Genomic DNA, 24,316 nt, shown 5'->3' on the forward strand with positions numbered 1-24,316 from the left:
GGGTGGCACTGCGTTTGCCCGGCAAAGGATGGGTTATTCCCAGAAATCCCGTGCGGGATCGAGCACCGGGCGAATAATGCCCGCACGCACCGTAAAGTCGCCGAAGCCTTCACCCGCTTCGCGCTCTTTCGCCCAGCGCCCAATCAGTTCGTCCAGCGAGTCGAGAATTTCTGGTTCGGTGATATTCTCTTTAAACATCCGCGGGATACGCGTGCCGATTCGGTTACCGCCGAGATGCAGGTTATAGCGGCCAGGCGCTTTCCCGACCAGACCGACTTCCGCCAGCATCGCGCGACCGCAGCCGTTCGGGCAGCCTGTTACACGCATAACGATGTGTTCATCGCTCACGTTATGCTTCGCCATCAGGCCATCAATCTTGTCGATAAACGTCGGCAGGAAACGTTCGGCCTCCGCCATCGCCAGCGGACAGGTCGGGAACGACACGCAGGCCATGGAGTTTTCACGCTGTGGCGTCACGGTGTTCATAAGACCGCTCTCTTGCGCGATCTTCTCTATCTTCGCTTTCTGGCTTTCCGGTACGCCAGCGATGATCAGATTCTGGTTCGCAGTAATACGGAACTCGCCTTTATGGATTTTCGAAATCTCCAGCAGGCCCGTTTTCAGCGGACGTCCCGGATAATCGAGAATACGGCCATTTTCGATAAACAGCGTCAGATGCCATTTATTGTCTATGCCTTTCACCCAGCCAATCCGATCGCCGCGCCCGGTGAATTCATACGGACGAATCGGCTCAAATTTAATGCCTGCACGACGTTCCACTTCCGCTTTGAACGTCTCAACCCCTACGCGTTCCAGCGTGTATTTGGTTTTCGCATTCTTACGATCGGTACGGTTGCCCCAGTCACGCTGGGTGGTGACCACCGCCTCCGCCACGGCCAGCGTATGCTCGAGCGGCAGATAACCAAATTCGCTGGCCGTACGGGCATAGGTTTTCTTGTTACCGTGCTCGATAGAAAGACCGCCACCCACCAGCAGGTTAAAGCCAATCAGCTTGCCGTTTTCGGCAATCGCCACGAAGTTCATGTCGTTGGCGTGCAGATCGATGTCGTTCTGCGGTGGGATCACGACCGTGGTTTTAAACTTACGCGGCAGATAAGTCTGACCGAGGATCGGCTCCTCGTCCGTGGTCGCGACTTTTTCCTGATCGAGCCAAATCTCCGCATAAGCGCGCGTGCGCGGCAGCAGGTGCTCGGAGATCTTCTTTGCCCACTCGTAGGCTTCGGCATGCAGCTCGGACTCATACGGGTTCGAGGTGCACAGCACGTTACGGTTCATATCATTGGCTGTCGCCAGCGCGTCCAGCCCCACGGAGTGCAGCATCTGGTGCACCGGCTTCACGTTCTTCTTCAGAATCCCGTGAAACTGAAACGTCTGACGGTTGGTCAGGCGAATGCTGCCGTAAATCGTGTTCTCGGCGGCAAATTTATCAATCGCCTGCCACTGTTTGGTGGTGATAACGCCCCCCGGCAGACGGCAGCGAAGTAACATCGCGTGACGCGGCTCCAGCTTCTGCTCGGCACGCTCGGCGCGGATATCGCGGTCATCCTGCTGGTACATCCCGTGAAAACGGATCAGCAGGAAGTTGTCACCTTTAAAACCGCCGGTGAGACCGTCATTTAAATCTTCAGCAATAGTGCCGCGCAGATAGTTGCTTTCCAGCTTCATACGCTCGGCGTCGGTCAGTTTACCTTCGACCACCAGGGGTCCTGGATGTTTATCGCTCATTAGTAGACATCTCGCTGATAACGGCGCTCAACGCGCAGCTCACTTAAAAATTCATCCGCTGATTCCGCGTCCATCGCGCCGAATTCAGCAATCACGTCCAGCAATGCCTGCTCAACGTCCTTCGCCATGCGATTGGCGTCGCCGCAGACATAAATGTGGGCACCGTCATTGATCCAGCGCCACAGCTCTGCGCCCTGTTCGCGCAGTTTGTCTTGTACGTAGACTTTTTCTTTTTGGTCTCGTGACCAGGCGAGATCGATACGGCTCAGTACGCCTTCTTTGACGTAACGCTGCCATTCCACCTGGTAGAGGAAATCTTCAGTAAAGTGCGGGTTGCCAAAGAACAGCCAGTTTTTACCGGATGCTCCCTCAGCAGCGCGCTGTTGCATAAAGGCGCGAAACGGCGCGATGCCTGTCCCTGGACCAATCATGATCACCGGGGTTTCAGGGTTCGTCGGCAGACGGAAGTTATCGTTATGTTCGATGAATACACGCACTTCGCCATCTTCTTCGACGCGATCGGCGAGGAAGCTGGATGCGCCACCAGCACGCGCGCGGCCTTCCACTTCATAACGCACCGCCCCTACGGTGATGTGCACTTCGCTCTCCACTTCGGCCTGTGAAGACGCAATGGAGTACAGACGCGGCGTTAGCGGACGCAACAGATCGACTAACGCTTGTGCATCCAGTTGTGCGGGCGAGAAGCGCAGCATATCGACAACAGGCGTCGTGGTGGCGTAATGCTGCAACTGTGCCTTATCACCGACCAGCGGCAACAACGATTCACTGCGCGTTAAGGTGGCATAGTTTTCAACGATATTGGCGGTATTTACGGTCAGTTCAACATGCCACTGTAGCGCTTCGGACAGCGGGAGAGATTTGCCATTGACCGTAACGGGCTCATCGCCTTTCAGCCAGACCAGTTCTACGATTTCTTTCACCAGCGCCGGATCGTTTTGATACCAGACACCCAGCGCATCGCCAGGCTGGTAGCGCAGACCCGAATCACCGAGATCGATTTCAATATGGCGAACATCTTTCTCTGAATCGCGTCCGGTGATTTTTTGATTCACGGACAACGTGGCGCTCAGCGGCGCTTCTTTGGTATACGGGCTGGTGTGGATCTCATTTACCGCTCCGCTGGCAACTGACTGAACCGGAGTCGCAACCGGCGCTCGTGATTTCAATACCTCAACCACACGAGCACGCCATTCGGCGGCGGCGGCCTGGTATTCCACATCGGCGTCAACGCGATCCAACAAACGCTCACCGCCGAGTTCCGCCAGCTTGCTGTCAAAATCTTTGCCCGACTGGCAGAAAAATTCATATGACGTGTCACCCAGACCAAAAATGGCAAAGGCGGTGTTTTCGAGCTTGGGGGCTTTTTTAGAGAACAGGAACTTATGCAGCGCGACCGCTTCTTCCGGGGGTTCGCCTTCTCCCTGCGTAGACGTGACGATAACCAGCAACTTTTCATTGGCGATTTGTTTGAATTTGTAGTCGCCTGCGTTAACCAGCGTGACGCTGAGTTTTGCTGCCAACAGATCATCACGCAGCGCTTCCGCCACACGACGCGCATTGCCCGTTTGTGATGCAGAGATTAGCGTGATGCCCGGCATTTCCGCCACGGGAGCGGGTGTTGCAACGGCTGCGCCAGGTTGCTGATTCAGCGTACCCCAGAAATAGCCAGAAACCCATGCAAGCTGCGTGGGCGTAAGATCGGTGGTGGCCGCCTGGAGGCGTGCCAGCTGCTCCGGGTTCAGCGGAAGCAAAGCGGAAGGTGGGGCCTGTGTCGTCATGCGTCGTTATGTTCCAGTAAGCAAAGCGGATTTAAGCAATAAAACCCAAACTGAAGATAAGGGTAACGGCGGTGATAGTAACAATTAAAGAAGGGATGGAAATAACAAATAACCAAATGAACTAACCTGTTTTAGCTATAGTTATTAACGACAAAAACGATTAAATAACCACATGATATATAAATAATTATTTAATATTTGCCATCAATATGTGGCATTCTGCTGCGCAGCGCCCTTTTAACTAATGCTAAAAATTGTACTTTACGGTACCCTACGGCGTTTTTTGCATTCTTGAGAGTCAATAATGTCCACCACCTTGTTTAAAGATTTCACCTTCGAAGCCGCTCACCGCCTGCCACACGTACCGGAAGGGCATAAATGTGGCCGCCTGCATGGTCACTCATTTATGGTGCGTCTTGAAATTACCGGTGAAGTCTGCCCGCATACCGGTTGGATCATGGATTTTGCCGAGTTAAAAGCCGCATTTAAGCCGACGTATGACAGGCTTGATCATTACTACCTGAACGATATTCCCGGTCTCGAAAACCCGACCAGCGAAGTACTGGCGAAATGGATTTGGGATCAGGTCAAACCGGCAGTTCCTCTGCTGAGCGCGGTGATGGTGAAAGAGACCTGTACGGCGGGCTGTGTCTATCGCGGCGAGTGATTCCAGCGGATGTGCTGAGGGTCAATATTCTTTAACTAACATTCTGTTAGGGTTATGTGCTCTGGATATCTGGAGCACGATATGTCTGACGATTTTGATATTATTATCATCGGTGCAGGAATAGCAGGCACCGCGTGTGCTTTACGCTGTGCACGCGCCGGGCTATCGGTTCTGCTTCTTGAACGCGGCGAGTTACCTGGCAGTAAAAACCTTTCGGGTGGACGTCTGTACTGTCATGCTCTTACCGAACTCCTTCCCGATGCCCATCTGTCAGCCCCACTTGAACGCCGCATTACCCAGGAAAATCTCACGCTGTTAACTCGTCACGGTGCGACAACCTACACCAGTCTTCGTCCGGAGGGAGATTCGTGGAGTTTACTACGTGCCCGTTTCGATCCGTGGTTCGTCGCCCAGGCGGAAGCGGAAGGTGTGCAATTTGTCAGCGGCATAACGGTTGATGCGTTACTTATTGAAGCGGGTAGAGTCTGCGGCGTCATTGCCGATGATGAAACGCTTCGCGGCCGTTATGTCGTTCTCGCGGAAGGGGCAAATAGTGTTCTGGCTGAACGCTATGGTTTTCAGCCACGACCATCAACAACCGCAATGGCGCTGGGAATGAAAGAGACCCTGGCGCTGGATCAACAGATTCTTGAAGAGCGTTTCCGGTTATCTGCACAAGAAGGCGCCGCAATGCTGTTCAGTGGAGAAGTGTGTGGCGCTCTGCCCGGCGGTGCGTTTCTTTACACCAATAAAGAAACGCTCTCTTTTGGTGTTGTATGTCCGCTCTCTACGCTTGCTCAAAGCGACATACCGGCAGTCGAACTGCTGGAAAGGCTCAAATTGCATCCGGCGCTACATCCGTTGCTCAAAGGGAGTGAAACGCTGGAGTATGGCGCTCATCTGGTGCCGGAAGGGGGATTACACAGCCTGCCCGTACAGTACGCGGGAGAAGGCTGGCTGTTAGTGGGAGATGCGCTGCGCAGTTGCGTCAATACGGGTTTCTCCGTACGCGGGATGGATATGGCACTCATCGGCGCGCAGGCCGCCTCCCAAACACTCATCAACGCTTGTCTGAAATGCGCGCCGCAAAACCTGTTTCCAGCCTATCATCACGCTATTCAGCGTAGTCTGTTGTGGGACGTTATGCACCGCTATCGCGAGATGCCCACGCTATTGCAGCGTCAGGGATGGTATAACCAGTGGCCCGCGCTGATGGACGATATTTCTCGTGAGATTTGGCACCAGGGCGAGCGCCCGGTCGCCCCTCTGCGCCAGATTGTCTGGCGTCATTTTCGTCGTCACGGCCTGCGTCACCTGGCAGGCGATATTATCAGGAGCTTACGATGCCTGTAGCCCACAACGTCTGGCACCCTCCCGGCATGTCTCCTATTGTTCCTGCTAACCGTGTCGATTGCGACGTTGCAGAACGGCTGATCACATCTTGCCCGGCAGGACTTTTTTCCCTTACGCCGGAAGGAGAACTGCGGGTCGATTTTCGTGGTTGTCTGGAATGCGGAACCTGTCGACTTCTGTGTGATGAAAAAACGCTACAACAGTGGCGCTACCCACCGTCGGGTTTTGGCATCATTTACCGCTTTGGTTAAATAATAAGGATAATCTATGCCTCTGTTACACCTGCTCCGACAGAATCCAGTAATTGCCGCCGTAAAAGACAACGCCAGTCTGCAACTCGCCATCGATTCTGAATGTCAGTTCATTTCTGTTCTGTACGGCAACATCTGTACTATCAGTAACATCGTGAAGAAAATTAAGAACGCCGGGAAATACGCATTTATCCACGTAGACCTGCTGGAAGGGGCATCAAATAAAGAGGTGGTCATTCAGTTTCTGAAACTGGTTACCGAAGCGGACGGAATCATCAGTACTAAAGCGGCAATGCTGAAAGCTGCACGGGCGGAGGGTTTTTTCTGCATCCATCGCCTGTTTATCGTTGACTCCATCTCTTTTCATAGCATCGATAAACAGGTGGCACAATCAAACCCGGACTGTATTGAAATTCTGCCGGGGTGCATGCCAAAAGTGCTGGGATGGGTAACGGAAAAAATACGCCAGCCGCTGATTGCCGGTGGCCTGGTATGTGATGAAGAAGATGCCCGCAATGCGATGAAAGCAGGAGTTGCGGCGCTTTCCACCACTAACACCGATGTCTGGACGTTAGCCAAAAAGCTGAATTAGGTTTCGACGAAGGCTGCCAACGCCTCCAGCACCGGTAGCCAGTCATCGACAACGCCGACATCAGCCTGGAAGAAAACCGGGGCATTGGGATCACTATTTATCGCCACGACAAACTGGCTGTGGCGAACTCCGGCCATCAACGCCGCCGCACCAGAGGCCCCCGAGATAATACAGACATCCGGTGAGAGTAAATGCCCGGAGATCCCAATCACACGTTCAGCGTCATACCCGCCATTCATCACCCGTGCGCGGCTGTACCCTACTTCGGCTTTCATCGACTGTGCCAGAGCGAAAATGGCCTTTTCGTTCACGTCACGGTTTCCCTGACCGACAACCAGCACGTATTGAGCCTGTAACAGAGGATGAGTGCTGACCTTTTCTATGGTTTCCACCGTTTCCAGCCAGCCCGGACGCGCCATAAGCTCAAGCTGGCGTTCAATCATTGTGGGCAGAGGATCATGCGAAACGCGCTCTTCAGCCTGTCGCGCCAGTGATAGACATAACGGGGATGCGGCAATTTTCAACGTAGCGTTTAACGCATTGCCCCAGTGGGATTTAGTGACCAGACCTTGTTGCGCATCCAGCGTTCTCACCTGACAAATACTGCCGCCACCCAGTCGCCAGGCCAGTCGTGTTGCCAACTCATCGCCAAGTGGACTGGCCGCAAAGACCAGGACATCGGCAGGTGTCAGTAACCACTGGGCTTCCAGTGTATCCAGTACCTGATCTGCGACATCCGGCACCGGATCGATAATCCAACGCTCTAGTTCTGCCGAACCTGGTCCATTTTCAATGATCCAGTCAGTCAATGCGCCGCATTCGCCAGACGCCGACACCATCACTATCTTCATGGTTTCATCCTTTGGCGTAAGTAGTCTTGCCACAAAATCCCTGCTTTTTCCTGTGCCGTTGCACCGTCAATAAGGGTAGCGCGACGGCATTGTTCCGGTCGCGTCAACAACTGACACTCCCTGACAGGTACTTCATCGCAAGAGATTGTCTGACGAATTATTTCGGCTTTTGCTGCCGCCAGACGCTGACGCATACCCGGTACGGGGAGCGCAACCTCACCACATTGTCTGACCGCAATCACCGCAGGAAGCCGTACCCGACATCGGCGAACGCGAGTCGCGGTTCTCTGCTCAAGGACGATAAAAGGTGGTTCAAACGTAAAACGCTCAACCATGGTAAAGCAAGGCCACGCCAGCATTTCAGCCACCAGAAACGGTGTCTGCCCGTTCTGCCCTTCACTACTCTGGCAGCCTGTCACGATCACGTCAGCATTGTGCTTACGCTGCCAGTCTGCAATCTGCCTGGCGATAAATTCCGGCGCAAAGCGCAAATCGCCTTTTGTCTCTAACAACACGGACCGGTCAAAACCCAGCGCGATAAAATAGCGCAACCAGTGTAGCGAACGTTCATCACCAATACTGAGTGCTGTCAACTTCATCTCACACCCTTTATGGCGTTGGGCTAACAACAACGCGGCAGCCGCCTGCTCATCTGCCCCCGGAGAACAACGCAACAACGACGTATCCGGCCCGCAGGTCTCTTTTGTCGCAGCCTGCCAGTCCTTTTCCGCCAGCATGCTGGGATCCGGTTCTGACTTAAACGCTAACAGAATGTTCATTCACACCTCCCTGTTTTTTGTCCCCGTTCCCCGCTGCCACCAACGGTAATGCTTTCGTTTCAGGCGCCCATAGCCAGGTCACGACAAACCCTGTCAGTAATACGCCAGCCAGCAGCAGCAACGTGACTTGCATTCCCCATTGAGCCAGCGTCCAGGGTAACAGTCCGGTACTGATTGCCGCACCAAGGCGGCTCATAGCCGTCGCAAATCCCACCCCCAGAGATCGAATATCCGTCGGGAAACTCTCTGCCGGCAGGATCCCCACCAGATTACTGACGGCCGATATGGCTGTACTGAACAGCACAAACAGCAACAGCGTCAGCGGGCTAGCAGACGGTAAAAAAGCCATCACAATAAGCGTTACGGCAAGCAGGAGAAAACTCCCGAGAAGGAACCGTCTGTGCGCCAGTAAATGCGTCAATACAAGCCCCAGCAATGCGCCGAAAATTAATAGCATGTTCAGTAACAAACTGGCTGTCAGTGCATTTTCAAGACCGAGGGTCTCAGCAATGGTCGGCAGCCAGGTATAAATAACAAACCACGGGATCACCAGACAGACAAAAAATACGCTGTTAAAAACGGTTCGCCGCCAATAGCGGGCACAAAAAAGGGTCTTAATATGCTTGCTGGATGCGGCGGCTATCTCATCACCGAGCAGCACATGTGGGCCAAAATAGCGATGTACCACAGCATGAGCTTCAGTAAAGCGCCCCTGGCGCAGCAGCCAACGCGGTGATTCCGGCGTTCCCCAACGTAACAGTGTAATCAAGAGCGCTGGCAGCGCCGCCGAGGCGAGCAGCCAACGCCAGGCTTCCGGACTGTCAGAAATAAAATGATGCCCCATCACACTTGCCAGCACGTAACCAATAGTCCATACCACGCTGAACGCGCCCAGCAAAACCCCCCGATGGCGACGTGGAGAAAACTCTGCCAGCAGGGTATGCCCCACGGAATAATCCCCCCCGAGTCCAATGCCTACCAGGATGCGTAATACGATGAGCTGCTCCGGCATCGTCGCAAAAAACTGTAAAAAAGAGGCAATGGTGATAAGGACAAAACTAAAGGTAAATATCTTTTGCCGCCCGATGTAATCAGACACCCAGCCCAACACCAGACTGCCAAGAAAAAGCCCAAGTAATGCCGAGCCACCGATCATCCCGGCCATAAGCGGCGTTAACTGCATGGCAGGAGTCAACTGGATAATGGCGTAACCCACGACGCCCAGAACATATCCGTCAGTCAGATGGGCGCCAAACGTGAGTGCAGCAATACGGCAGTGAAAACCATTAAGCGGTAAATCATCCATACGCACCGGTGAAGTGTTCATATCTACCCCTTCATTGTCCGGTAAAGTAACGGCTTCCCGAATGAGAAGCCGTTTATTCTTTATTTCTCAATCGGGTAGATCGTCCCCGCGTTCATAATGCCGTTTGGATCAAACTGGCGTTTGAGACCTTCCAGCAGCACCCATGCGCTCCCATGTTCCAGCTTGCTCCAGTGGACACGGTGCTTACCAATGCCGTGATGATGCACCATTGAGCCACCGAGACGGATCGTCTCCTCGCAGATGATCTTGTTAAGGGGGTTATGGTACTTATCAATCTCCTCTTCTGGCTTGCAGTCCACTACGTTGTAGTCATAAACGAAGTACATATTGGTACCGTTGATATAACTGTGGGAAGAGTGACCACCCAGCATGGTGATGTCATCCGAATGCGGGAACTCATCGCGGATACGATTAATCACATTTTCATAGATTTGATGGATACAGCTCCAACTGCCGGAAACCTCAGTCGTAAAGCCCATATTGCCCGTTTTTAAGATCTGTACACGTTCAGCCGCCACTTTTTCCGGGCCCCAGTTGAGATGATTAAACCAGTGCTCAATCAGCTTACTGTCCACGCGAGTACACTGCGGATAACGCGCTACAATCTCCGCTATACCTTCACCCGTTGCCTTTGCCATCCGAGGATTCCCCTCAGCCATAAAGATCAGCACGCATTTGCCGTCGGCAAAATGGGTAAAATGTTGAGTGCCATCCTCTGCGTCGTACAGACGCGCAATGGAGGGACGATAACCTTCGACCATCACTTCACGCAGGATGTTAAAACCGGTTTTCATGTCATCCAGAATGTAACCGTAGTAAAGGTTGTTCTCCGGCGTGAACTTAAATATTTTCACCGTAACTTCAGTGATATAGCACAACGCACCTTCATTACCGATGATAATGTGGCGGATATCCGGCCCAGCCGCCCGCCGCGGCACGTTCTTAATACGGGTTACCGTGCCATCCGCCAGCACAGCTTCCAGACCAACCACCATGTCCTCAATGGCACCATACAGTGTAGAGAACTGCCCGATACTACGGGTCGCCACCAGTCCCCCCATCTGTGCCAGCGGTTTAGACTGTGGAGAATGCCCGGTGGTATAACCCTTTTCACGCAGCGCGTTTTCCAGAATCTCAAGCGGAACGCCGCACTGTGCCGTCGCCTGCATGTTCTCAATGTCGATACTCAAGATTTGGTTCATGCCAGCACCGTCCAGCACCACGGAATTTTTAACTACGGTTTCCAGCCCTCCTTCCGTTGCCGAGGCACCAGTGCGAGGTACTCCGTTGATTTTATGTTGATTCATAAACGCCAGAACGCGGGAAACGTCTCCTGTGGACTCCAACTTCACCACGGCAGCAGGAATGGGTAGCGTATAAACACCGTGAATATCCGCATATTTACGAAAACGGTCAATACTGTTTTTCTTTAACACGGTTTCATCGGTGATTACGCGTTCGGACCCGACAATTTCTTTTAACTGGTCAACAATCGCTTCTCGAGATAAAGACATAGTCATACCTTCCTGATAATTAACTTGGAATAATTAATAAAAACAGAAACCACCTGACAAAATTAGCGAACTAAATAACCGCCATCGACAACAAGTAAATGACCGTTTACGTAATTTGAAGCCTGACTGGCAAGAAAAATCGCCGCCCCCATTAGGTCCTGGGTATCACCCCAACGATTGGCAGGGATATGATCCAGTACGCGCTGATTTGTTTCAGGATTACTCCGGGTCGCTAACGTAATATCTGTCGCATAATATCCAGGTGCGATACCGTTAACCTGAATATTATATTGACCCAGTTCATCGCAATACGCTTTAGTAAATCCAGCAAGGGCATGCTTGGTTGCCGCATAAGCCGGAGACCACTGACCACCAAGCCAGGAGAACAAAGAACAAATGTTAATAATTTTACCGCTATTTTGTGGAATCATAATTTTCGCGGCTTCATAACTCAGCTCAAACGCCGCCGTCAGGTTAACATCAATCATGGGATCCCAATCGGCACGACCAAAATCCAGGACCTTATTCAGCTTACAAATTCCCGCATTGTTTACCAAAATATCAACGGTACCAAAACGCTCGCAGCAGGCGGCGATAATCTTCTGAGGTGCTCCTTTTTCGGTAATATCCACCTGCATAAACTCCACTTCAACACCTTGTTTTTCAATTATTTCCTTCGTTTCACCGCTATCTTTTACAAAGCTTGGTATGAACAGGTTCGCGCCAGCTTTCGCCAGTGCCATTGCGAAAGCCTGACCCAAACCGCTGTTCCCGCCCGTTACAATCGCCGTTTTTCCTTTCAGAGAGAAAAAATCCATTGAAAATGCGTTGAGTGATTCGATCGACATAGGTAAGCTCCAAATTTCTTAAGGCAAAAAAAAAGAAAGGTAACTTCCCCCGCGTGAGGGAAGTTACCTTTCTCATTATCTCTGGTAACTGGAATGAATTTTTAGCACAGTGACAAAATACCTAATGTGATCATTCTCACAGAAGCCTCTTTCATTTTGTTATTATGGTTAAAAACAAGAACCGTGATTATTCTCACACTATATTACTCCCTTCCGTGCTATTCCTAATTGTAATTACTAGAGACCTGAGAAAAGTAATCCTCCTGCAAAGGCGGTTTACTTTTCTCTTTTTTTTTGTCTACGCAAAATGGGAATTCGATATGCAACATAACTCATATCGCCGTTGGATAACGCTCGCTATTATTAGTTTTAGCGGCGGCGTCAGTTTTGACCTGGCTTATTTACGCTATATATATCAAATCCCCATGGCAAAATTCATGGGATTTAGCAATACCGAGATTGGATTAATAATGAGTACATTTGGTATTGCCGCTATTATCCTATATGCCCCCAGCGGCGTCATTGCTGATAAATTCTCTCATCGTAAAATGATTACCTCCGCAATGATTATTACTGGATTGCTCGGTTTAGTGATGATGACGTACCCGCCATTGTGGGTCATGCTCTTTATCCAGGTCGCCTTTGCCGTCACCACAATTTTGATGCTGTGGTCAGTCTCGATCAAAGCCGCGTCATTGCTGGGAGATCACAGTGAACAAGGGAAAATTATGGGCTGGATGGAAGGACTGCGAGGGGTTGGCGTCATGTCTCTGGCAGTCTTTACCATGTGGGTCTTCTCCCGTTTTGCGCCGGATGACAGCAACAGCCTGAAAGCCGTGATCCTGATTTACAGCGTGGTTTATATCCTGTTAGGGATTCTGTGCTGGTTCTTTGTCAGCGACGGTCCCCAGCACATTGACAGCGTAAAAGAAGAAAAAAAGGCGTTCGAGTTCAGCGATATTCTGACGGTTCTGCGAATCAGTACAACCTGGTACTGCAGTATGGTCATTTTTGGCGTTTTTACTATCTATGCCATCCTCAGTTATTCCACAAATTATCTGACTGAAATGTATGGCATGTCACTGGTCGCTGCGAGCTATATGGGGATCGTCATCAACAAAATTTTCCGTGCTTTCTGCGGGCCTTTGGGTGGCATTATCACCACCTACAGCAAAATAAAGTCACCGACGCGCGTGATCCAATTGCTCTCAATAGTGGGCGCTCTCGCCCTGATAGCGTTGCTGATAACCAATTCAAACCCGCAATCTGTCGTTATGGGGATCGGTCTTATTCTATTACTGGGATTCACCTGCTATGCCTCACGTGGACTTTACTGGGCCTGTCCAGGGGAAGCCAGAACGCCGCCTTACATCATGGGAACCACTGTGGGCATCTGCTCGGTTATTGGTTTTCTTCCTGATGTCTTTGTCTATCCAATTGTGGGTCACTGGCAGGATACGCTTCCTGCAGCAGAGGCCTATCGCAATATGTGGTTGATGGGGCTGGCCGCCTTGTGCACGGTAATCCTCTTTACTTTCTTACTGTTTCGTAAAATTCGAACCACCCATACCAGACCGGAAAAAATGACATCACTGACCGCAGAAATCTCCGGCGAGTGAAAACGGAAAACGAAAGGAGCATGATAATGTCGAAAAAATACATCATTGGAATTGATGGGGGAAGCCAGAGTACCAAGGTGGTGATGTACGATCTGGAGGGAAACGTCGTTTGTGAAGGGAAAGGCGTTTTGCAACCGATGTATACTCCCGATGCTGATACCGCGGAACATCCGGATGATGATTTATGGACCTCTTTATGTCTTGCCGGCAAAGACTTAATGAATCAATTCTCGGGTGACAAAAAAGACATTGTCGGAATTGGTCTGGGGTCCATACGCTGCTGTCGCGCCCTACTCAAAGCCGATGGAACGCCAGCAGTCCCGCTGATTAGTTGGCAGGATGCACGCGTAACGCGCCCCTATGAGCATACCAACCCGGATGTCGCTTACGTCACCTCATTTTCAGGTTATCTGGCGCATCGCTTAACTGGCGAGTTTAAAGACAATATTGCCAACTACTTTGGGCAATGGCCGGTGGATTACACCACCTGGTCATGGAGTGATGATGATGAAGTGATTAAGAAATTCAATATTCCGCGCAAAATGCTATTTGATGTCCAGATGCCAGGCACTCTGCTTGGTCATCTGAAAACCGATACCGCACAGGTGACAGGATTTCCGGCTGGATTGCCCGTCATCTGTACGACCAGCGATAAACCAGTCGAAGCCCTTGGCGCAGGTTTACTGGACGATGAAACGGCAGTGATTTCGTTGGGTACCTATATTGCCCTCATGATGAATGGCAAGGCGCTTCCCAACGATCCGTCCGCCTATTGGCCGATTATGTCTTCCATTCCGGAAACCCTGCTCTATGAAGGTTATGGCATCCGCAAGGGGATGTGGACGGTCAGTTGGTTGCGCGACATGTTAGGTGAATCATTAATCCAGGATGCTAAAAATCAGGGGCTCTCACCTGAGGACCTTTTGAATAAGAAAGCCGCATGCGTGCCGCCAGGCTGTAATGGCCTGATGACCGTGCTGGACTGGCTGACTAATCCCTGGGAACCGTACAAACGCGGGATCATGATTGGCTTTGATTCCAGTATGGATTACGCGTGGATTTACCGATCTATTCTGGAGAGCATTGCGCTGACGCTTAAAAACAACTACGACAATATGTGCAATGAAATGAACCACTTTGCTAAACATGTGATCATCACCGGTGGCGGTTCAAACAGCGATCTGTTTATGCAGATCTTTGCTGATGTGTTCAACCTTCCTGCCCGCCGAAACGTCATTAACGGCTGTGCCAGCCTGGGAGCAGCCATTAACACGGCGGTGGGGCTTGATCTTTATCCGTCCTATCAGAAAGCGGTTGAGAATATGGTACGGGTGAAAGATGTGTTTATCCCGATTCCTGAACATGCAGCACGCTATGAAGCCATGAACAAAGGGATCTTCCGGGAATTAACAAAACATACCGATCCGATTCTGAAAAAATCGTATGAAGTGTTCCACGGCGATTTAAGTAAGGTGGACGCAATACAAAGCTGGTCAAACGCTTAAGGTCAAAAAAGCCGGATTATGTATCCGGCTTTTTATCAGGCAATATTCAGATACTTGTGCGTCTGCATCGACAGGCGCCAGTTGCGCGCGATACAGGTATCAATGCACAGGCGTGTGGCATCCTCTTTCTGGCTGATAGGTTGCAGCGCAATCACCCGCGGTTTGTCGTCGCTCAGCGTGGCGAGCAGTTCGTCCAGCGCTTCAATGTCACGCACGCGCCCGACCGGATGTTTAATCTCATTCGCGCGTTCCAGCGCCTGAGACAGAACGTCATAACCACCGCGCATGTTCACCTTCGGAGACACGGTCACCCAGGTATTTGGCGTGCAGCGCACTTCGTGTGTACCGCTGGTTTCTATCTGGCAGCTAAAACCGTTCTTTTCCAGCAAATCTGTGAGGGGCATCAGGTCATGAATACACGGTTCACCGCCGGTGATCACCACATGACGCGCGGTGTAGCCTTGTCGGCCAATCACCGCCAGCAGATCTTCACTGCTTGCCGCGCCCCATTTATCACTCTCTTTGGTTTTCGCCAGGATGCTGTACAGGGAGACTTCCCGATCCTCAAGCTTATCCCAGGTGTGTTTGGTATCGCACCAGGCACAGCCAACCGGGCATCCCTGTAAACGAATAAAAATGGCGGGGACGCCGGTAAAGTAACCCTCACCTTGCAGGGTCTGGAACATCTCGTTAATCGGGTACTGCATAGCGCTCTCAATATGGGGATAAACGATAATTATCGCAGATCCCCACCAAAGTATCATGCCCCATCGGTGCTTTACGAGGCGATCGCCGCGATAAAGCGTGCCGTTATCTGTTGCGGACGAGTGATTGCCCCGCCAACCACCACGGTGTGAGCGCCTAATGCCAGGCAGCGTGCGGCGCGTTCCGGGGTATCGACGTTCCCTTCCGCCACGACCGGAACGCTGACCGCAGCCAACACTTCACGTAAGAATCCGCAGTCATTTTCCACCAGCACATGCCCGGCGGTTTCTGCGGTATAGCCGTAAAGCGTAGTGCCCACACAGTCAAAACCCAGACGCTCGGCTGTCACTGCCTCGTCTACGGTGGCTATATCCGCCATCAGTAGTACGGACGGGTAGCGAGCACGGATCTGCGTGACCAACTCTTCCAGCGTTTGCCCACCGGGGCGCGGCCGCGCAGTGGCATCCAGAGCAATAATTTCCGGCTCAACGGTCATCAGCTCATCCACTTCCTGGAGAGTGGCCGTGATAAATACCTCACTGCCAGGGTAATCGCGTTTGATAATCCCAATCACCGGCAGGGAGACGCACTCTTTGATAGCACGAATGTCCACCACGCTGTTCGCACGGATACCTGCCGCACCGCCTTGTGCTGCCGCCAGCGCCATACGAGACATAATAAACGGACTGTGCAGAGGCTCATTTTCCAGCGCCTGACAGGAGACGATTAATTTACCTTTCAGGGGATCCAGTACAGTTTTCATGACGATAACATCTCTTCGACTTCGTTTTTAATGATGGTGACATGCGGGCCATAAATCACCTGAACACCGTTGCCGCGAATAATCACGCCACGGGCTCCGGTCGCTTTCAGCGCCGCTTCATCTACTTTGCTGCTCTCTTTCACCGTCACGCGTAAGCGCGTGGCGCAACAGTCCACCTCTTCCAAATTCTCTTTGCCTCCCAGCCCAGCGATGACTGCCACTGCGCGTTTACTTTGAGACAAGCCGGATTCAACCGGGGCTGCGTTCTCACGGCCCGGCGTCAGCCAGCCAAAGCGGGTGATCAAATAGCGGAAAGTGAAGTAGTAGAGGAAGAACCACGGTATTCCCACCATGGGGACATACATCCAGTTGGTTTTAGCTTCTCCCTGTAACACGCCGAAGAGGAGGAAATCGATAAGCCCACCTGAAAAGGTTTGCCCAATCGTGATATGTAAAATATGGGCGATCATAAACGCCAGACCATCGAAGAAGGCGTGAATGACATATAACACAGGCGCGACAAACAGGAAGGAGAACTCAATAGGCTCAGTGATTCCCGTCAGGAAAGAGGTCAGGGCGGCCGACAGAAGCAGTCCGGCGACAACCTTTCTGTTCTCCGGCTTTGCGGTGTGGTACATCGCCAGACATGCGCCAAGCAGACCAAACATCATGGTGATAAAGCGACCGGACATAAAGCGCGCGGTACCCGCATAGAACTGCTGCGTATTCGGATCGGCAAGTTGGGCAAAGAAAATCCGCTGCGTACCTTCCACCAACTGGCCGTTGACGATTTCGCTGCCGCCCAGCGCCGTCGTCCAGAACGGCAAATAAAAGATATGGTGTAAACCCAGTGGGCCAAGCATACGCAGGATGAAGCCGTACAATAGCGTCCCCAGATAGCCCGTCGCATCCACCAGACCGCCCAGTCCAAAAATGAGTTTCTGGAAATGCGGCCACACCACCGTCATAACCGCACCCACTACAATCGCGGCAAGGGAGCTGATAATCGGTACAAAACGCGAACCGCTAAAAAAACCGAGGAACTGAGGTAGTGAGACTTTATTGAAACGGCTATGCAACGCGCAGGTGACAAGACCCATCACCACACCACCAAACACGCCTGTTTCCAGCGTCTGAATACCAAGCGTCATCCCCTGGCCAACAGCACCGGGGTTCTCTTGCGCCAGCGTTCCGTTGAGCGTTAATAAGGCGTTGATGGTGGCGTTCATCACCAGAAATGCCAGCAATGCCGCAAGCCCGGCAGTGCCTTTATCTGTTTTCGCCAGCCCCACGGCGACACCGACCGCAAAGAGTACCGACAGATTGGCAAACACAATGGAACCTGCGCTGGTCATGATCGTGAAGATGGCCTGCAGCCAGTCGACATCTAAAAACGGATAAGCCGTCAATGTGTTTGGATTGGACAACGCGCCACCAATCCCTAACAACAGCCCTGCTGCGGGCAATACCGCAATCGGCAGCATGAAGGATTTGCCAAACCGCTGCGCTTTTTCAAACCATCCCCCGGATGAGGCGCCGCTAAACATTTGCATCATTTTTTCATCTCCTCGATTATTGATGAAAATTTTTACCATATTAATTTTTATAAATGAAAATTATCATCAAAATCCAGGAAGCCGATCATACTTTTTTAAAATGTCTGGCATCTCTCCCCTGCTTTCCGCCACACTATCAACAGATAAACGCATTAAGGATTTTGCATGTCTGAAAATGAAAACCTGCTGCTGAGATTGCGGCAGAGCGTTGATGGATACAGCCGAACACAACAGAAGCTAGGCGAGTTTGTACTCAGCGATCCGGCAAAAGTGGTCTACCTGACGATTACCGAACTGGCGCGTGAAAGCGGCACCAGCGAGGCTAGCGTCACACGTCTGTGTCGAACGCTAGGGTGTAAGGGCTATAACGAATTCAAAATGGCGCTGGCACTCGATCTCCGACAAGGACAGTCTGTCGAGCACAGCGGCGATGAGATTGACAATGTGGTCAATGAATCCGTCCAGGCGCTGCAGGACACAGCAAAATTACTCGACAGGACCTTACTGGAAGCCGCCGCGCTTGCACTGCATCAGGCTCAGTCAGTGCAGATTTATGGCGTAGCAGCCAGTGCCATTCTGGGGGAGTATTTACATTACAAACTCCTGCGTCTGGGTAAACCCGCACAATTGTTCAGCGATATGCACCGTGCTGCCATGAACGCCACAACGCTTAGTAAAAACACGCTCGTAGTGGCAATTTCCAGTTCAGGCTCCACGCGCGATCTGCTGCATGTTGTAAAGCTAGCGTGTAAACAAGGTGTGCGCGTAGTGGCGCTGAGTAATACGCCGCGCAGCCCGTTAGCATCGCTTAGTGATATTCAACTGGTCGCAGCCAAACCAGAAGGTCCGTTGAGTGCCGGCGCGCTAAACGCCAAGGTGGGTGTGATGCTGTTGATAGAACTGCTCACCACATCGCTAATCGCACTGGATGAAAAGTACAGCGATGTAAGCCAGAAAACAGCCAGCGCGACCCTGCCGCTACTGCTTTAAAGACATAAAAAACCCGCCGAAGCGGGTTTTTACGTTAAGAATTAAAGAACAGGCTTACAAATAATCATGGTGGGGACGCCGGTAAAATCCCCTCTTCTTGCAGAGGCTGGAACATCTCCTGAATGTATCCTGTTGGCGTTCTCAGTATGAAGATAAGCAATAATTTTCACAGATTCCGGAAACGGTCATGCACTGCGCTTGTGTAAGGTAAGATTTACCTGTTTGCCGCAAAACATATATCGAGCTTAGTTCCTCTACCGCTTACCCATTAGCTTAATCTGTAACTTGATGCTCCAAACCAGATTGATAAAGAAAGGGTTAAAAAAGACTGACATCAAGGCTAAGAGGAGGCAGCAAAGTATAAACACTATAAATAGCTCAACCCCTCCCATTGTTGCAGGAAAAAGCATGGAGAAAAATAACGCGCCACCCCATGCATAGTACTTCCAGGCATGGAGAAAAAAAGCGTGGCTTACGCTGATGTTTTTCTTTCTCGCTAACTTAAGCAAGAAACGAATGTTTTTTCTTTCATCCCAGCATTCACGAGTATTGTCTTTATGTCTTTATGTCGTTATTCATAACAACCATCAATTAAAATAATTAGAACATACAAAAATACTATCCAGTGTCTCATTAAAGTAACACCAGACAATCATTTAAAGCCCTCGTAATTTGATATAAACTTTCCAAATCTTAAAGTAATTTTTATGAAGCCGACAGGTTAACTCGATAACAAAAAATAACAACCCAAATATTAAAAAAAACGCCCATAACTCATTGAAATCTTTTTGTGCAATTGAAAAGGTAAAAAATGACATGACAAAAAGCAAGATAATATCAACTTTAATGACACTTGCATCAGTTAATAAATAAGCCTTTTGTAAGCTTATCTTATTTTCATTAGCAACGCGGATAAGTTTCTGTGTTTTATACTCACTTAAACCCGCAAGTCTAATACTCTCAGTTAAAGCCTTATCATTTTGATCATATATTTTGAAGAACATGGCTTTATTCCCTCAAATCGGACCAGTTAGTGCTTTCTCCACCAAGAAGTTGATAAATAGTGAATCCACTAGCTGCATCACCGGTTAACTCATTAGCCCCCCCAACAGCTCCAAGGGTTCTCCAGTTCCGAATATAGTCTTCCTGTATATAGCGGAATAATTTCCACGAATCTGTCCTCAGCGTCAGCGTTGAAACCGAGCCTAAAGAAAGAACAAGATCTCCCGTTGAAAAAGCAATATCACCAACCTTATCATCCCCACCCAATAGCTTTGCTGCCTGACGGTAGGCATACCGCAAAGGCATTTTCTTAGGGTCATCATGATATAATAAATAATAACCATTTTCCCAAACATTCTCGCTTCCCTGCATCATTAAAGGAATCCCATAACTTTTACAGGCAGCACCAAGGCTTGCTTTACATAAACCAAAACCACCGATTGTTTGCATTGCCCCACTAACAAATCCGATTTGTTTTAATGCTATAGTAAGAGTAGAATGCCTTTCTCTTTCACGCTCAGCTATTACATATAATTTAACACTCCCCATTCTCAAGTTCATATGATACTTAATTAAAGAATTATGATATTCACGTAGTCTATCCATTGTTCTACCGAAATCCAATTTCCCGTATCGATATTCATCAAGGCAACCTGATGTAAATCTACGTTCCTCTATCATATATTTTGTACGTATAGCTGAATCATGAATATATTGAAAGCCGATATCATAGACAAGCCGGTCAATCCTTTCTTTTTCACGTTGCAAATTCATTAATCCATAACTACTCAAAATAACCTCCTGTTATTTACCGAGCAACTTATATTGAATCTTAATACTCCAAAGTAAATTTATGACAAACGGTGTATAGAAGAGTGAAATGAAAGCTACAGCGATACAAAAGAGAACGTTTACTATAAAGAACTCTATTCCCTCAGAAAGTGATGCGAAAATTACTGACAATAGTAAGGCTATACTCCAGGCGTAATATGTCCAGGCATAAAGAAAAAATGCCCGACTTAAGCTGATATTTTTTACTTTCGCCTGTTTCATCAGGATAGTAGCATCTTTCCTTTTCATGCCCGCTTTCGCCAGCATCTCTTCCAATTCATTATCCATTCAATATTTCCATCATTTGTTGATGATAAATATAAAAAATATATACAAGCAATAATCACACCTTTAAATTACTCTTCGTAAAATAATAGCAAAGTGACAAAGATCAAATCGTTTATTAAAATATTCAATCAAGAATAAATTACAGACATAAAAAACCCGCCGAAGCGGGTTTCTTAGAGTGTAAAGCGACAGTAATAAATTACTGACCTTTGATCTCTTTACGACCGTTGTACGGTGCTTTTTCACCCAGCGCTTCTTCGATACGAATCAGCTGGTTGTATTTAGCAACGCGGTCAGAACGGCTCATAGAACCCGTTTTGATCTGGCCTGCAGCAGTACCCACAGCCAGGTCAGCGATGGTAGCATCTTCAGTTTCACCGGAACGGTGAGAGATCACAGCTGTGTAGCCAGCGTCTTTCGCCATCTTGATTGCAGCCAGCGTTTCGGTCAGAGAACCGATCTGGTTGAATTTGATCAGGATGGAGTTAACGATGCCTTTTTCGATACCTTCTTTCAGGATCTTGGTGTTGGTTACGAACAGGTCGTCACCAACCAGCTGGATTTTGTCGCCCAATACTTTGGTCTGGTATGCAAAACCATCCCAGTCAGACTCGTCCAGACCGTCTTCGATAGAAACGATCGGATACTGTTTGGTCAGGTCTTCCAGGAAGTGAGTGAATTCTTCAGAGGTGAACGCTTTGTTGCCTTCGCCAGCCAGAACGTATTTACCGTCTTTGTAGAATTCAGATGCTGCGCAGTCCATCGCCAGAGTGATGTCTTTGCCCAGCTCGTAGCCAGCAGCTTTAACCGCTTCAGCAATGACAGCCAGCGCTTCAGCGTTGGAGCCCAGGTTCGGCGCATAGCCACCTTCGTCACCCACAGCAGTGTTCATGCCTTTCGCTTTCAGCACTTTAGCCAGGTTGTGGAACACTTCAGAACCCATACGTACGGCTTCTTTCAGGGTTTTCGCGCCAACTGGCTGAATCATGAATTCCTGGATGTCGACGTTGTTGTCAGCGTGCTCACCACCGTTGATGATGTTCATCATCGGAACCGGCATGGAGTATTTGCCCGGAGTACCATTCAGCTCAGCGATGTGCTCGTACAGCGGCATGCCTTTAGCAGCAGCAGCAGCTTTGGCGTTAGCCAGAGACACAGCCAGGATGGCGTTCGCGCCGAAGTTGGATTTGTTTTCAGTACCGTCCAGATCGATCATGATCTTGTCGATGCCAGCCTGATCTTTGGCATCTTTGCCAAGGATAGCCTGAGCGATCGGGCCGTTAACCGCGCCAACAGCTTTCAGTACGCCTTTACCCATGAAGCGGGCTTTGTCGCCATCGCGCAGTTCCAGCGCTTCGCGGGAGCCTGTAGAAGCACCTGACGGAGCTGCTGCCATACCGACGAAACCACCTTCCAGGTGTACTTCGGCTTCAACAGTCGGGTTACCACGGGAGTCGATGATTTCACGACCGATGACTTTAACGATTTTGGACATTAGGTTTTCCTCAGTACAAGTTAAACTAAAACTCCAGACAAACAACGCGTACCTTTGGTACGCGTTGCCGTTCTAACTTTTTTTACTTCTTACTTCGCCTGACGCTTCTGATGCTCGCTGGCGGCTTTCACAAAGCCAGCAAACAGCGGATGTCCATCACGTGGCGTGGAAGTAAATTCCGGATGGAACTGACAGGCCACGAACCACGGATGATTCGGTACCTCAATGATCTCGACCAACTGATCATCACCGGAACGGCCTGCAACACGCAGACCCGCAGCTTCAATCTGTTTCAACAGCATATTGTTGACTTCGTAACGATGGCGATGACGTTCAACAATAGTCGGCGTGCCGTACAACTGACGGACCAGACTATCGTCGCCAAGCTGACACTGCTGCGCGCCAAGACGCATGGTGCCACCCAGATCGCTCTTCTCGGTACGGACTTCAACGTTACCGTCTTCGTCACGCCATTCGGTAATCAGCGCCACAACCGGGTACTTACAGTCTGGCACAAATTCCGTCGAGTTGGCGTTGTCCATACCGGCGACATTACGCGCAAACTCAATCAACGCAACCTGCATACCCAGGCAAATGCCCAGATAAGGAATATTGTTCTCACGCGCATAGCGTGCAGTCGCGATCTTGCCTTCTACGCCACGGTAGCCGAAGCCGCCAGGGATCAGGATAGCGTCCAAATCTTTCAGGATTTCGACACCGCGCGTTTCAACATCCTGCGAATCAATCAGCTTGATGTTGACGGTCACGCGATTTTTCAGACCGCCGTGTTTCAGCGCTTCAATCACGGATTTATAGGCATCCGGCAGTTCAATGTACTTGCCGACCATCCCAATCGTGACTTCGCCTGCCGGGTTCGCTTCTTCGTAAATTACCTGTTCCCATTCGGCCAGGTTAGCTTCCGGACACTCTAAGCTGAATCGTTTACAAATATAATCGTCCAGGCCCTGTGATTTCAACATGCCTGGAATTTTATAGATGGAATCGACATCTTTCAGAGAAATCACCGCTTTTTCCGGAACGTTACAGAACAATGCAATTTTCGCACGTTCGTTTGCCGGGACAGCGCGGTCAGAGCGGCAAATCAGGATATCTGGCTGGATACCGATAGAGAGCAGCTCTTTTACAGAGTGCTGCGTCGGTTTTGTTTTCACTTCACCTGCCGCTGCCATGTACGGAACCAGCGTCAGATGCATAAACAGTGTGTGTTCACGGCCAATTTCAACGGCCATCTGGCGAATCGCTTCAAGGAACGGCAGAGATTCGATATCACCAACGGTACCGCCGATTTCGACCAGCACAACGTCATGGCCTTCGCCGCCTTCCAGCACGCGTTCTTTAATGGCATTGGTGATGTGCGGGATAACCTGTACGGTCGCGCCCAGATAGTCGCCACGGCGCTCTTTGCGCAGAACGTCAGAGTAAATACGACCCGTGGTGAAGTTGTTGCGGCGGCTCATTTTGGTGCGAATGAAACGCTCGTAGTGACCCAGGTCCAGGTCGGTTTCAGCGCCGTCTTCAGTAACGAACACTTCCCCGTGTTGGATTGGGCTCATGGTGCCTGGATCGACGTTGATATACGGATCCAGTTTCATGATGGTCACGTTGAGGCCACGGGCTTCAAGAATGGCTGCGAGGGAGGCTGCGGCAATGCCTTTACCCAGAGAGGATACGACCCCGCCGGTCACAAAAATATAGTTCGTTGTCATGCTGAACCTGAGAAGTTAGGGTGAAACGATGGAATAACCAGGACGGGAAAGTAGTATACCCGAACATGACGTACGCCACAAACTTTCATTATCCCCTCTCCTTCGTTC

22 protein-coding genes are annotated in these 24,316 nt (G+C 50.3%); 7 read left to right on the forward strand and 15 right to left on the reverse strand.

The features are described 5' to 3' along the window. Positions 1–33: 33 nt before the first annotated feature. Positions 34–1,746: an assimilatory sulfite reductase (NADPH) hemoprotein subunit gene (gene cysI / locus KI228_RS17380; protein WP_061069668.1), complete on the reverse strand. Its 1,713-nt coding sequence runs from the start codon at positions 1,744–1,746 to the stop codon at positions 34–36. Further along, positions 1,746–3,545 (reverse strand): NADPH-dependent assimilatory sulfite reductase flavoprotein subunit, encoded by a 1,800-nt coding sequence (gene cysJ / locus KI228_RS17385; protein WP_061069667.1) that lies wholly within the window; start codon positions 3,543–3,545, stop codon positions 1,746–1,748. Before cysJ ends, cysI begins: the two co-directional genes overlap by 1 nt. Positions 3,546–3,849: 304 nt before the next feature. Here cysJ and queD point away from each other — a divergent pair, with 304 nt between their 5' ends. From queD to KI228_RS17405, 4 genes are all read left to right on the forward strand, one after another. After that, positions 3,850–4,212: a 6-carboxytetrahydropterin synthase QueD gene (gene queD, locus KI228_RS17390; protein WP_044254982.1), complete on the forward strand. Its 363-nt coding sequence runs from the start codon at positions 3,850–3,852 to the stop codon at positions 4,210–4,212. Positions 4,213–4,293: 81 nt separating this feature from the next. Then, on the forward strand, positions 4,294–5,565 hold the full coding sequence (locus KI228_RS17395; RefSeq protein ID WP_054176866.1) for an FAD-dependent oxidoreductase: 1,272 nt from the start codon (positions 4,294–4,296) through the stop codon (positions 5,563–5,565). Beyond that, positions 5,556–5,816: a ferredoxin family protein gene (locus KI228_RS17400; RefSeq protein WP_071888367.1), complete on the forward strand. Its 261-nt coding sequence runs from the start codon at positions 5,556–5,558 to the stop codon at positions 5,814–5,816. The genes KI228_RS17395 and KI228_RS17400 overlap by 10 nt, the downstream gene beginning before the upstream one ends. 16 nt (positions 5,817–5,832) lie before the next feature. Further along, the gene (locus KI228_RS17405) at positions 5,833–6,408 is read left to right on the forward strand and encodes a glycerol-3-phosphate responsive antiterminator (protein ID WP_042999529.1); all 576 of its coding nucleotides are present in this window, start codon (positions 5,833–5,835) and stop codon (positions 6,406–6,408) included. On the opposite strand, the gene KI228_RS17410 is transcribed toward KI228_RS17405, so the two are convergent. The 5 genes from KI228_RS17410 to KI228_RS17430 form a co-directional block, all read right to left on the reverse strand. Beyond that, complete coding sequence (locus KI228_RS17410; RefSeq protein ID WP_061069666.1) at positions 6,405–7,259, reverse strand: electron transfer flavoprotein subunit alpha/FixB family protein; 855 nt, start codon at positions 7,257–7,259, stop codon at positions 6,405–6,407. The two genes, KI228_RS17405 and KI228_RS17410, sit on opposite strands and share 4 nt — an antisense overlap. After that, entirely contained in the window at positions 7,256–8,038 is a 783-nt protein-coding gene (locus KI228_RS17415; protein WP_058587033.1) for an adenine nucleotide alpha hydrolase family protein, read from the reverse strand. Before KI228_RS17415 ends, KI228_RS17410 begins: the two co-directional genes overlap by 4 nt. Then, on the reverse strand, positions 8,016–9,428 hold the full coding sequence (locus KI228_RS17420; protein ID WP_071888366.1) for an MFS transporter: 1,413 nt from the start codon (positions 9,426–9,428) through the stop codon (positions 8,016–8,018). The genes KI228_RS17415 and KI228_RS17420 overlap by 23 nt, the downstream gene beginning before the upstream one ends. Further along, positions 9,425–10,879: an FAD-binding oxidoreductase gene (locus KI228_RS17425; RefSeq protein ID WP_044327663.1), complete on the reverse strand. Its 1,455-nt coding sequence runs from the start codon at positions 10,877–10,879 to the stop codon at positions 9,425–9,427. Before KI228_RS17425 ends, KI228_RS17420 begins: the two co-directional genes overlap by 4 nt. A 62-nt stretch (positions 10,880–10,941) precedes the next feature. Beyond that, positions 10,942–11,727, reverse strand: a complete 786-nt coding sequence (locus tag KI228_RS17430) for an SDR family oxidoreductase (RefSeq protein ID WP_042999524.1) — start codon at positions 11,725–11,727, stop codon at positions 10,942–10,944. Between the two features lie 320 nt (positions 11,728–12,047). On the opposite strand from KI228_RS17430, the gene KI228_RS17435 reads away from it, so the two are divergent. Then, complete coding sequence (locus KI228_RS17435) at positions 12,048–13,346, forward strand: MFS transporter (RefSeq protein WP_061069664.1); 1,299 nt, start codon at positions 12,048–12,050, stop codon at positions 13,344–13,346. Positions 13,347–13,372: 26 nt separating this feature from the next. Beyond that, entirely contained in the window at positions 13,373–14,851 is a 1,479-nt protein-coding gene (locus tag KI228_RS17440; RefSeq protein WP_061069663.1) for an FGGY-family carbohydrate kinase, read from the forward strand. A 35-nt stretch (positions 14,852–14,886) separates the two neighbouring features. Here KI228_RS17440 and queE read toward each other — a convergent pair whose 3' ends face one another. From queE to KI228_RS17455, 3 genes are all read right to left on the reverse strand, one after another. Next, positions 14,887–15,558: a 7-carboxy-7-deazaguanine synthase QueE gene (gene queE / locus KI228_RS17445; protein WP_042999521.1), complete on the reverse strand. Its 672-nt coding sequence runs from the start codon at positions 15,556–15,558 to the stop codon at positions 14,887–14,889. 71 nt (positions 15,559–15,629) lie between these two features. After that, positions 15,630–16,319 carry an N-acetylmannosamine-6-phosphate 2-epimerase gene (locus tag KI228_RS17450; protein ID WP_042999520.1) on the reverse strand — a complete coding sequence of 230 codons (690 nt, stop codon included), beginning with the start codon at positions 16,317–16,319 and terminating at the stop codon, positions 15,630–15,632. Continuing rightward, a complete protein-coding gene (locus tag KI228_RS17455; protein WP_061070656.1) occupies positions 16,316–17,875 on the reverse strand; it encodes a maltose/glucose-specific PTS transporter subunit IIC in 1,560 nt (519 codons plus the stop codon). Before KI228_RS17455 ends, KI228_RS17450 begins: the two co-directional genes overlap by 4 nt. A 165-nt stretch (positions 17,876–18,040) precedes the next feature. Here KI228_RS17455 and KI228_RS17460 point away from each other — a divergent pair, with 165 nt between their 5' ends. After that, entirely contained in the window at positions 18,041–18,865 is an 825-nt protein-coding gene (locus KI228_RS17460; RefSeq protein ID WP_042999519.1) for a MurR/RpiR family transcriptional regulator, read from the forward strand. Positions 18,866–19,521: 656 nt separating this feature from the next. Here the strand turns inward: KI228_RS17460 and KI228_RS17465 are convergent. The 5 genes from KI228_RS17465 to pyrG all read right to left on the reverse strand — a co-directional run bounded on the left by KI228_RS17465 (position 19,522) and on the right by pyrG (position 24,208). Continuing rightward, a complete protein-coding gene (locus KI228_RS17465) occupies positions 19,522–19,869 on the reverse strand; it encodes a hypothetical protein (protein ID WP_061069661.1) in 348 nt (115 codons plus the stop codon). A gap of 4 nt (positions 19,870–19,873) precedes the next feature. Beyond that, complete coding sequence (locus tag KI228_RS17470) at positions 19,874–20,659, reverse strand: DUF4225 domain-containing protein (RefSeq protein ID WP_054176857.1); 786 nt, start codon at positions 20,657–20,659, stop codon at positions 19,874–19,876. A gap of 12 nt (positions 20,660–20,671) precedes the next feature. Next, the gene (locus tag KI228_RS17475) at positions 20,672–20,986 is read right to left on the reverse strand and encodes a hypothetical protein (protein ID WP_054176856.1); all 315 of its coding nucleotides are present in this window, start codon (positions 20,984–20,986) and stop codon (positions 20,672–20,674) included. Positions 20,987–21,185: 199 nt separating this feature from the next. Continuing rightward, positions 21,186–22,481, reverse strand: coding sequence for a phosphopyruvate hydratase (gene eno / locus KI228_RS17480; protein WP_042999518.1), 1,296 nt, complete (start codon positions 22,479–22,481; stop codon positions 21,186–21,188). Positions 22,482–22,570: 89 nt separating this feature from the next. Then, positions 22,571–24,208, reverse strand: coding sequence for a glutamine hydrolyzing CTP synthase (pyrG, locus tag KI228_RS17485; RefSeq protein ID WP_042999517.1), 1,638 nt, complete (start codon positions 24,206–24,208; stop codon positions 22,571–22,573). Positions 24,209–24,316: the final 108 nt, after the last annotated feature.

The organism is Citrobacter amalonaticus (genome assembly GCF_018323885.1).
Classification (GTDB): Bacteria; Pseudomonadota; Gammaproteobacteria; order Enterobacterales; family Enterobacteriaceae; genus Citrobacter_A; species Citrobacter_A amalonaticus.

Bases quoted from the DNA above. Each gene is read 5' to 3' on its own strand.
- cysI (WP_061069668.1), bottom strand. From the start codon at position 1,746: ATGAGCGATAAACATCCAGGACCCCTGGTGGTCGAAGGTAAACTGACC.
- cysJ (WP_061069667.1), bottom strand. From the start codon at position 3,545: ATGACGACACAGGCCCCACCTTCCGCTTTGCTTCCGCTGAACCCGGAG.
- queD (WP_044254982.1), top strand. From the start codon at position 3,850: ATGTCCACCACCTTGTTTAAAGATTTCACCTTCGAAGCCGCTCACCGC.
- KI228_RS17395 (WP_054176866.1), top strand. From the start codon at position 4,294: ATGTCTGACGATTTTGATATTATTATCATCGGTGCAGGAATAGCAGGC.
- KI228_RS17400 (WP_071888367.1), top strand. From the start codon at position 5,556: ATGCCTGTAGCCCACAACGTCTGGCACCCTCCCGGCATGTCTCCTATT.
- KI228_RS17405 (WP_042999529.1), top strand. From the start codon at position 5,833: ATGCCTCTGTTACACCTGCTCCGACAGAATCCAGTAATTGCCGCCGTA.
- KI228_RS17410 (WP_061069666.1), bottom strand. From the start codon at position 7,259: ATGAAGATAGTGATGGTGTCGGCGTCTGGCGAATGCGGCGCATTGACT.
- KI228_RS17415 (WP_058587033.1), bottom strand. From the start codon at position 8,038: ATGAACATTCTGTTAGCGTTTAAGTCAGAACCGGATCCCAGCATGCTG.
- KI228_RS17425 (WP_044327663.1), bottom strand. From the start codon at position 10,879: ATGTCTTTATCTCGAGAAGCGATTGTTGACCAGTTAAAAGAAATTGTC.
- KI228_RS17430 (WP_042999524.1), bottom strand. From the start codon at position 11,727: ATGTCGATCGAATCACTCAACGCATTTTCAATGGATTTTTTCTCTCTG.
- KI228_RS17435 (WP_061069664.1), top strand. From the start codon at position 12,048: ATGCAACATAACTCATATCGCCGTTGGATAACGCTCGCTATTATTAGT.
- KI228_RS17440 (WP_061069663.1), top strand. From the start codon at position 13,373: ATGTCGAAAAAATACATCATTGGAATTGATGGGGGAAGCCAGAGTACC.
- queE (WP_042999521.1), bottom strand. From the start codon at position 15,558: ATGCAGTACCCGATTAACGAGATGTTCCAGACCCTGCAAGGTGAGGGT.
- KI228_RS17450 (WP_042999520.1), bottom strand. From the start codon at position 16,319: ATGAAAACTGTACTGGATCCCCTGAAAGGTAAATTAATCGTCTCCTGT.
- KI228_RS17455 (WP_061070656.1), bottom strand. From the start codon at position 17,875: ATGATGCAAATGTTTAGCGGCGCCTCATCCGGGGGATGGTTTGAAAAA.
- KI228_RS17460 (WP_042999519.1), top strand. From the start codon at position 18,041: ATGTCTGAAAATGAAAACCTGCTGCTGAGATTGCGGCAGAGCGTTGAT.
- KI228_RS17465 (WP_061069661.1), bottom strand. From the start codon at position 19,869: ATGTTCTTCAAAATATATGATCAAAATGATAAGGCTTTAACTGAGAGT.
- KI228_RS17475 (WP_054176856.1), bottom strand. From the start codon at position 20,986: ATGGATAATGAATTGGAAGAGATGCTGGCGAAAGCGGGCATGAAAAGG.
- eno (WP_042999518.1), bottom strand. From the start codon at position 22,481: ATGTCCAAAATCGTTAAAGTCATCGGTCGTGAAATCATCGACTCCCGT.
- pyrG (WP_042999517.1), bottom strand. From the start codon at position 24,208: ATGACAACGAACTATATTTTTGTGACCGGCGGGGTCGTATCCTCTCTG.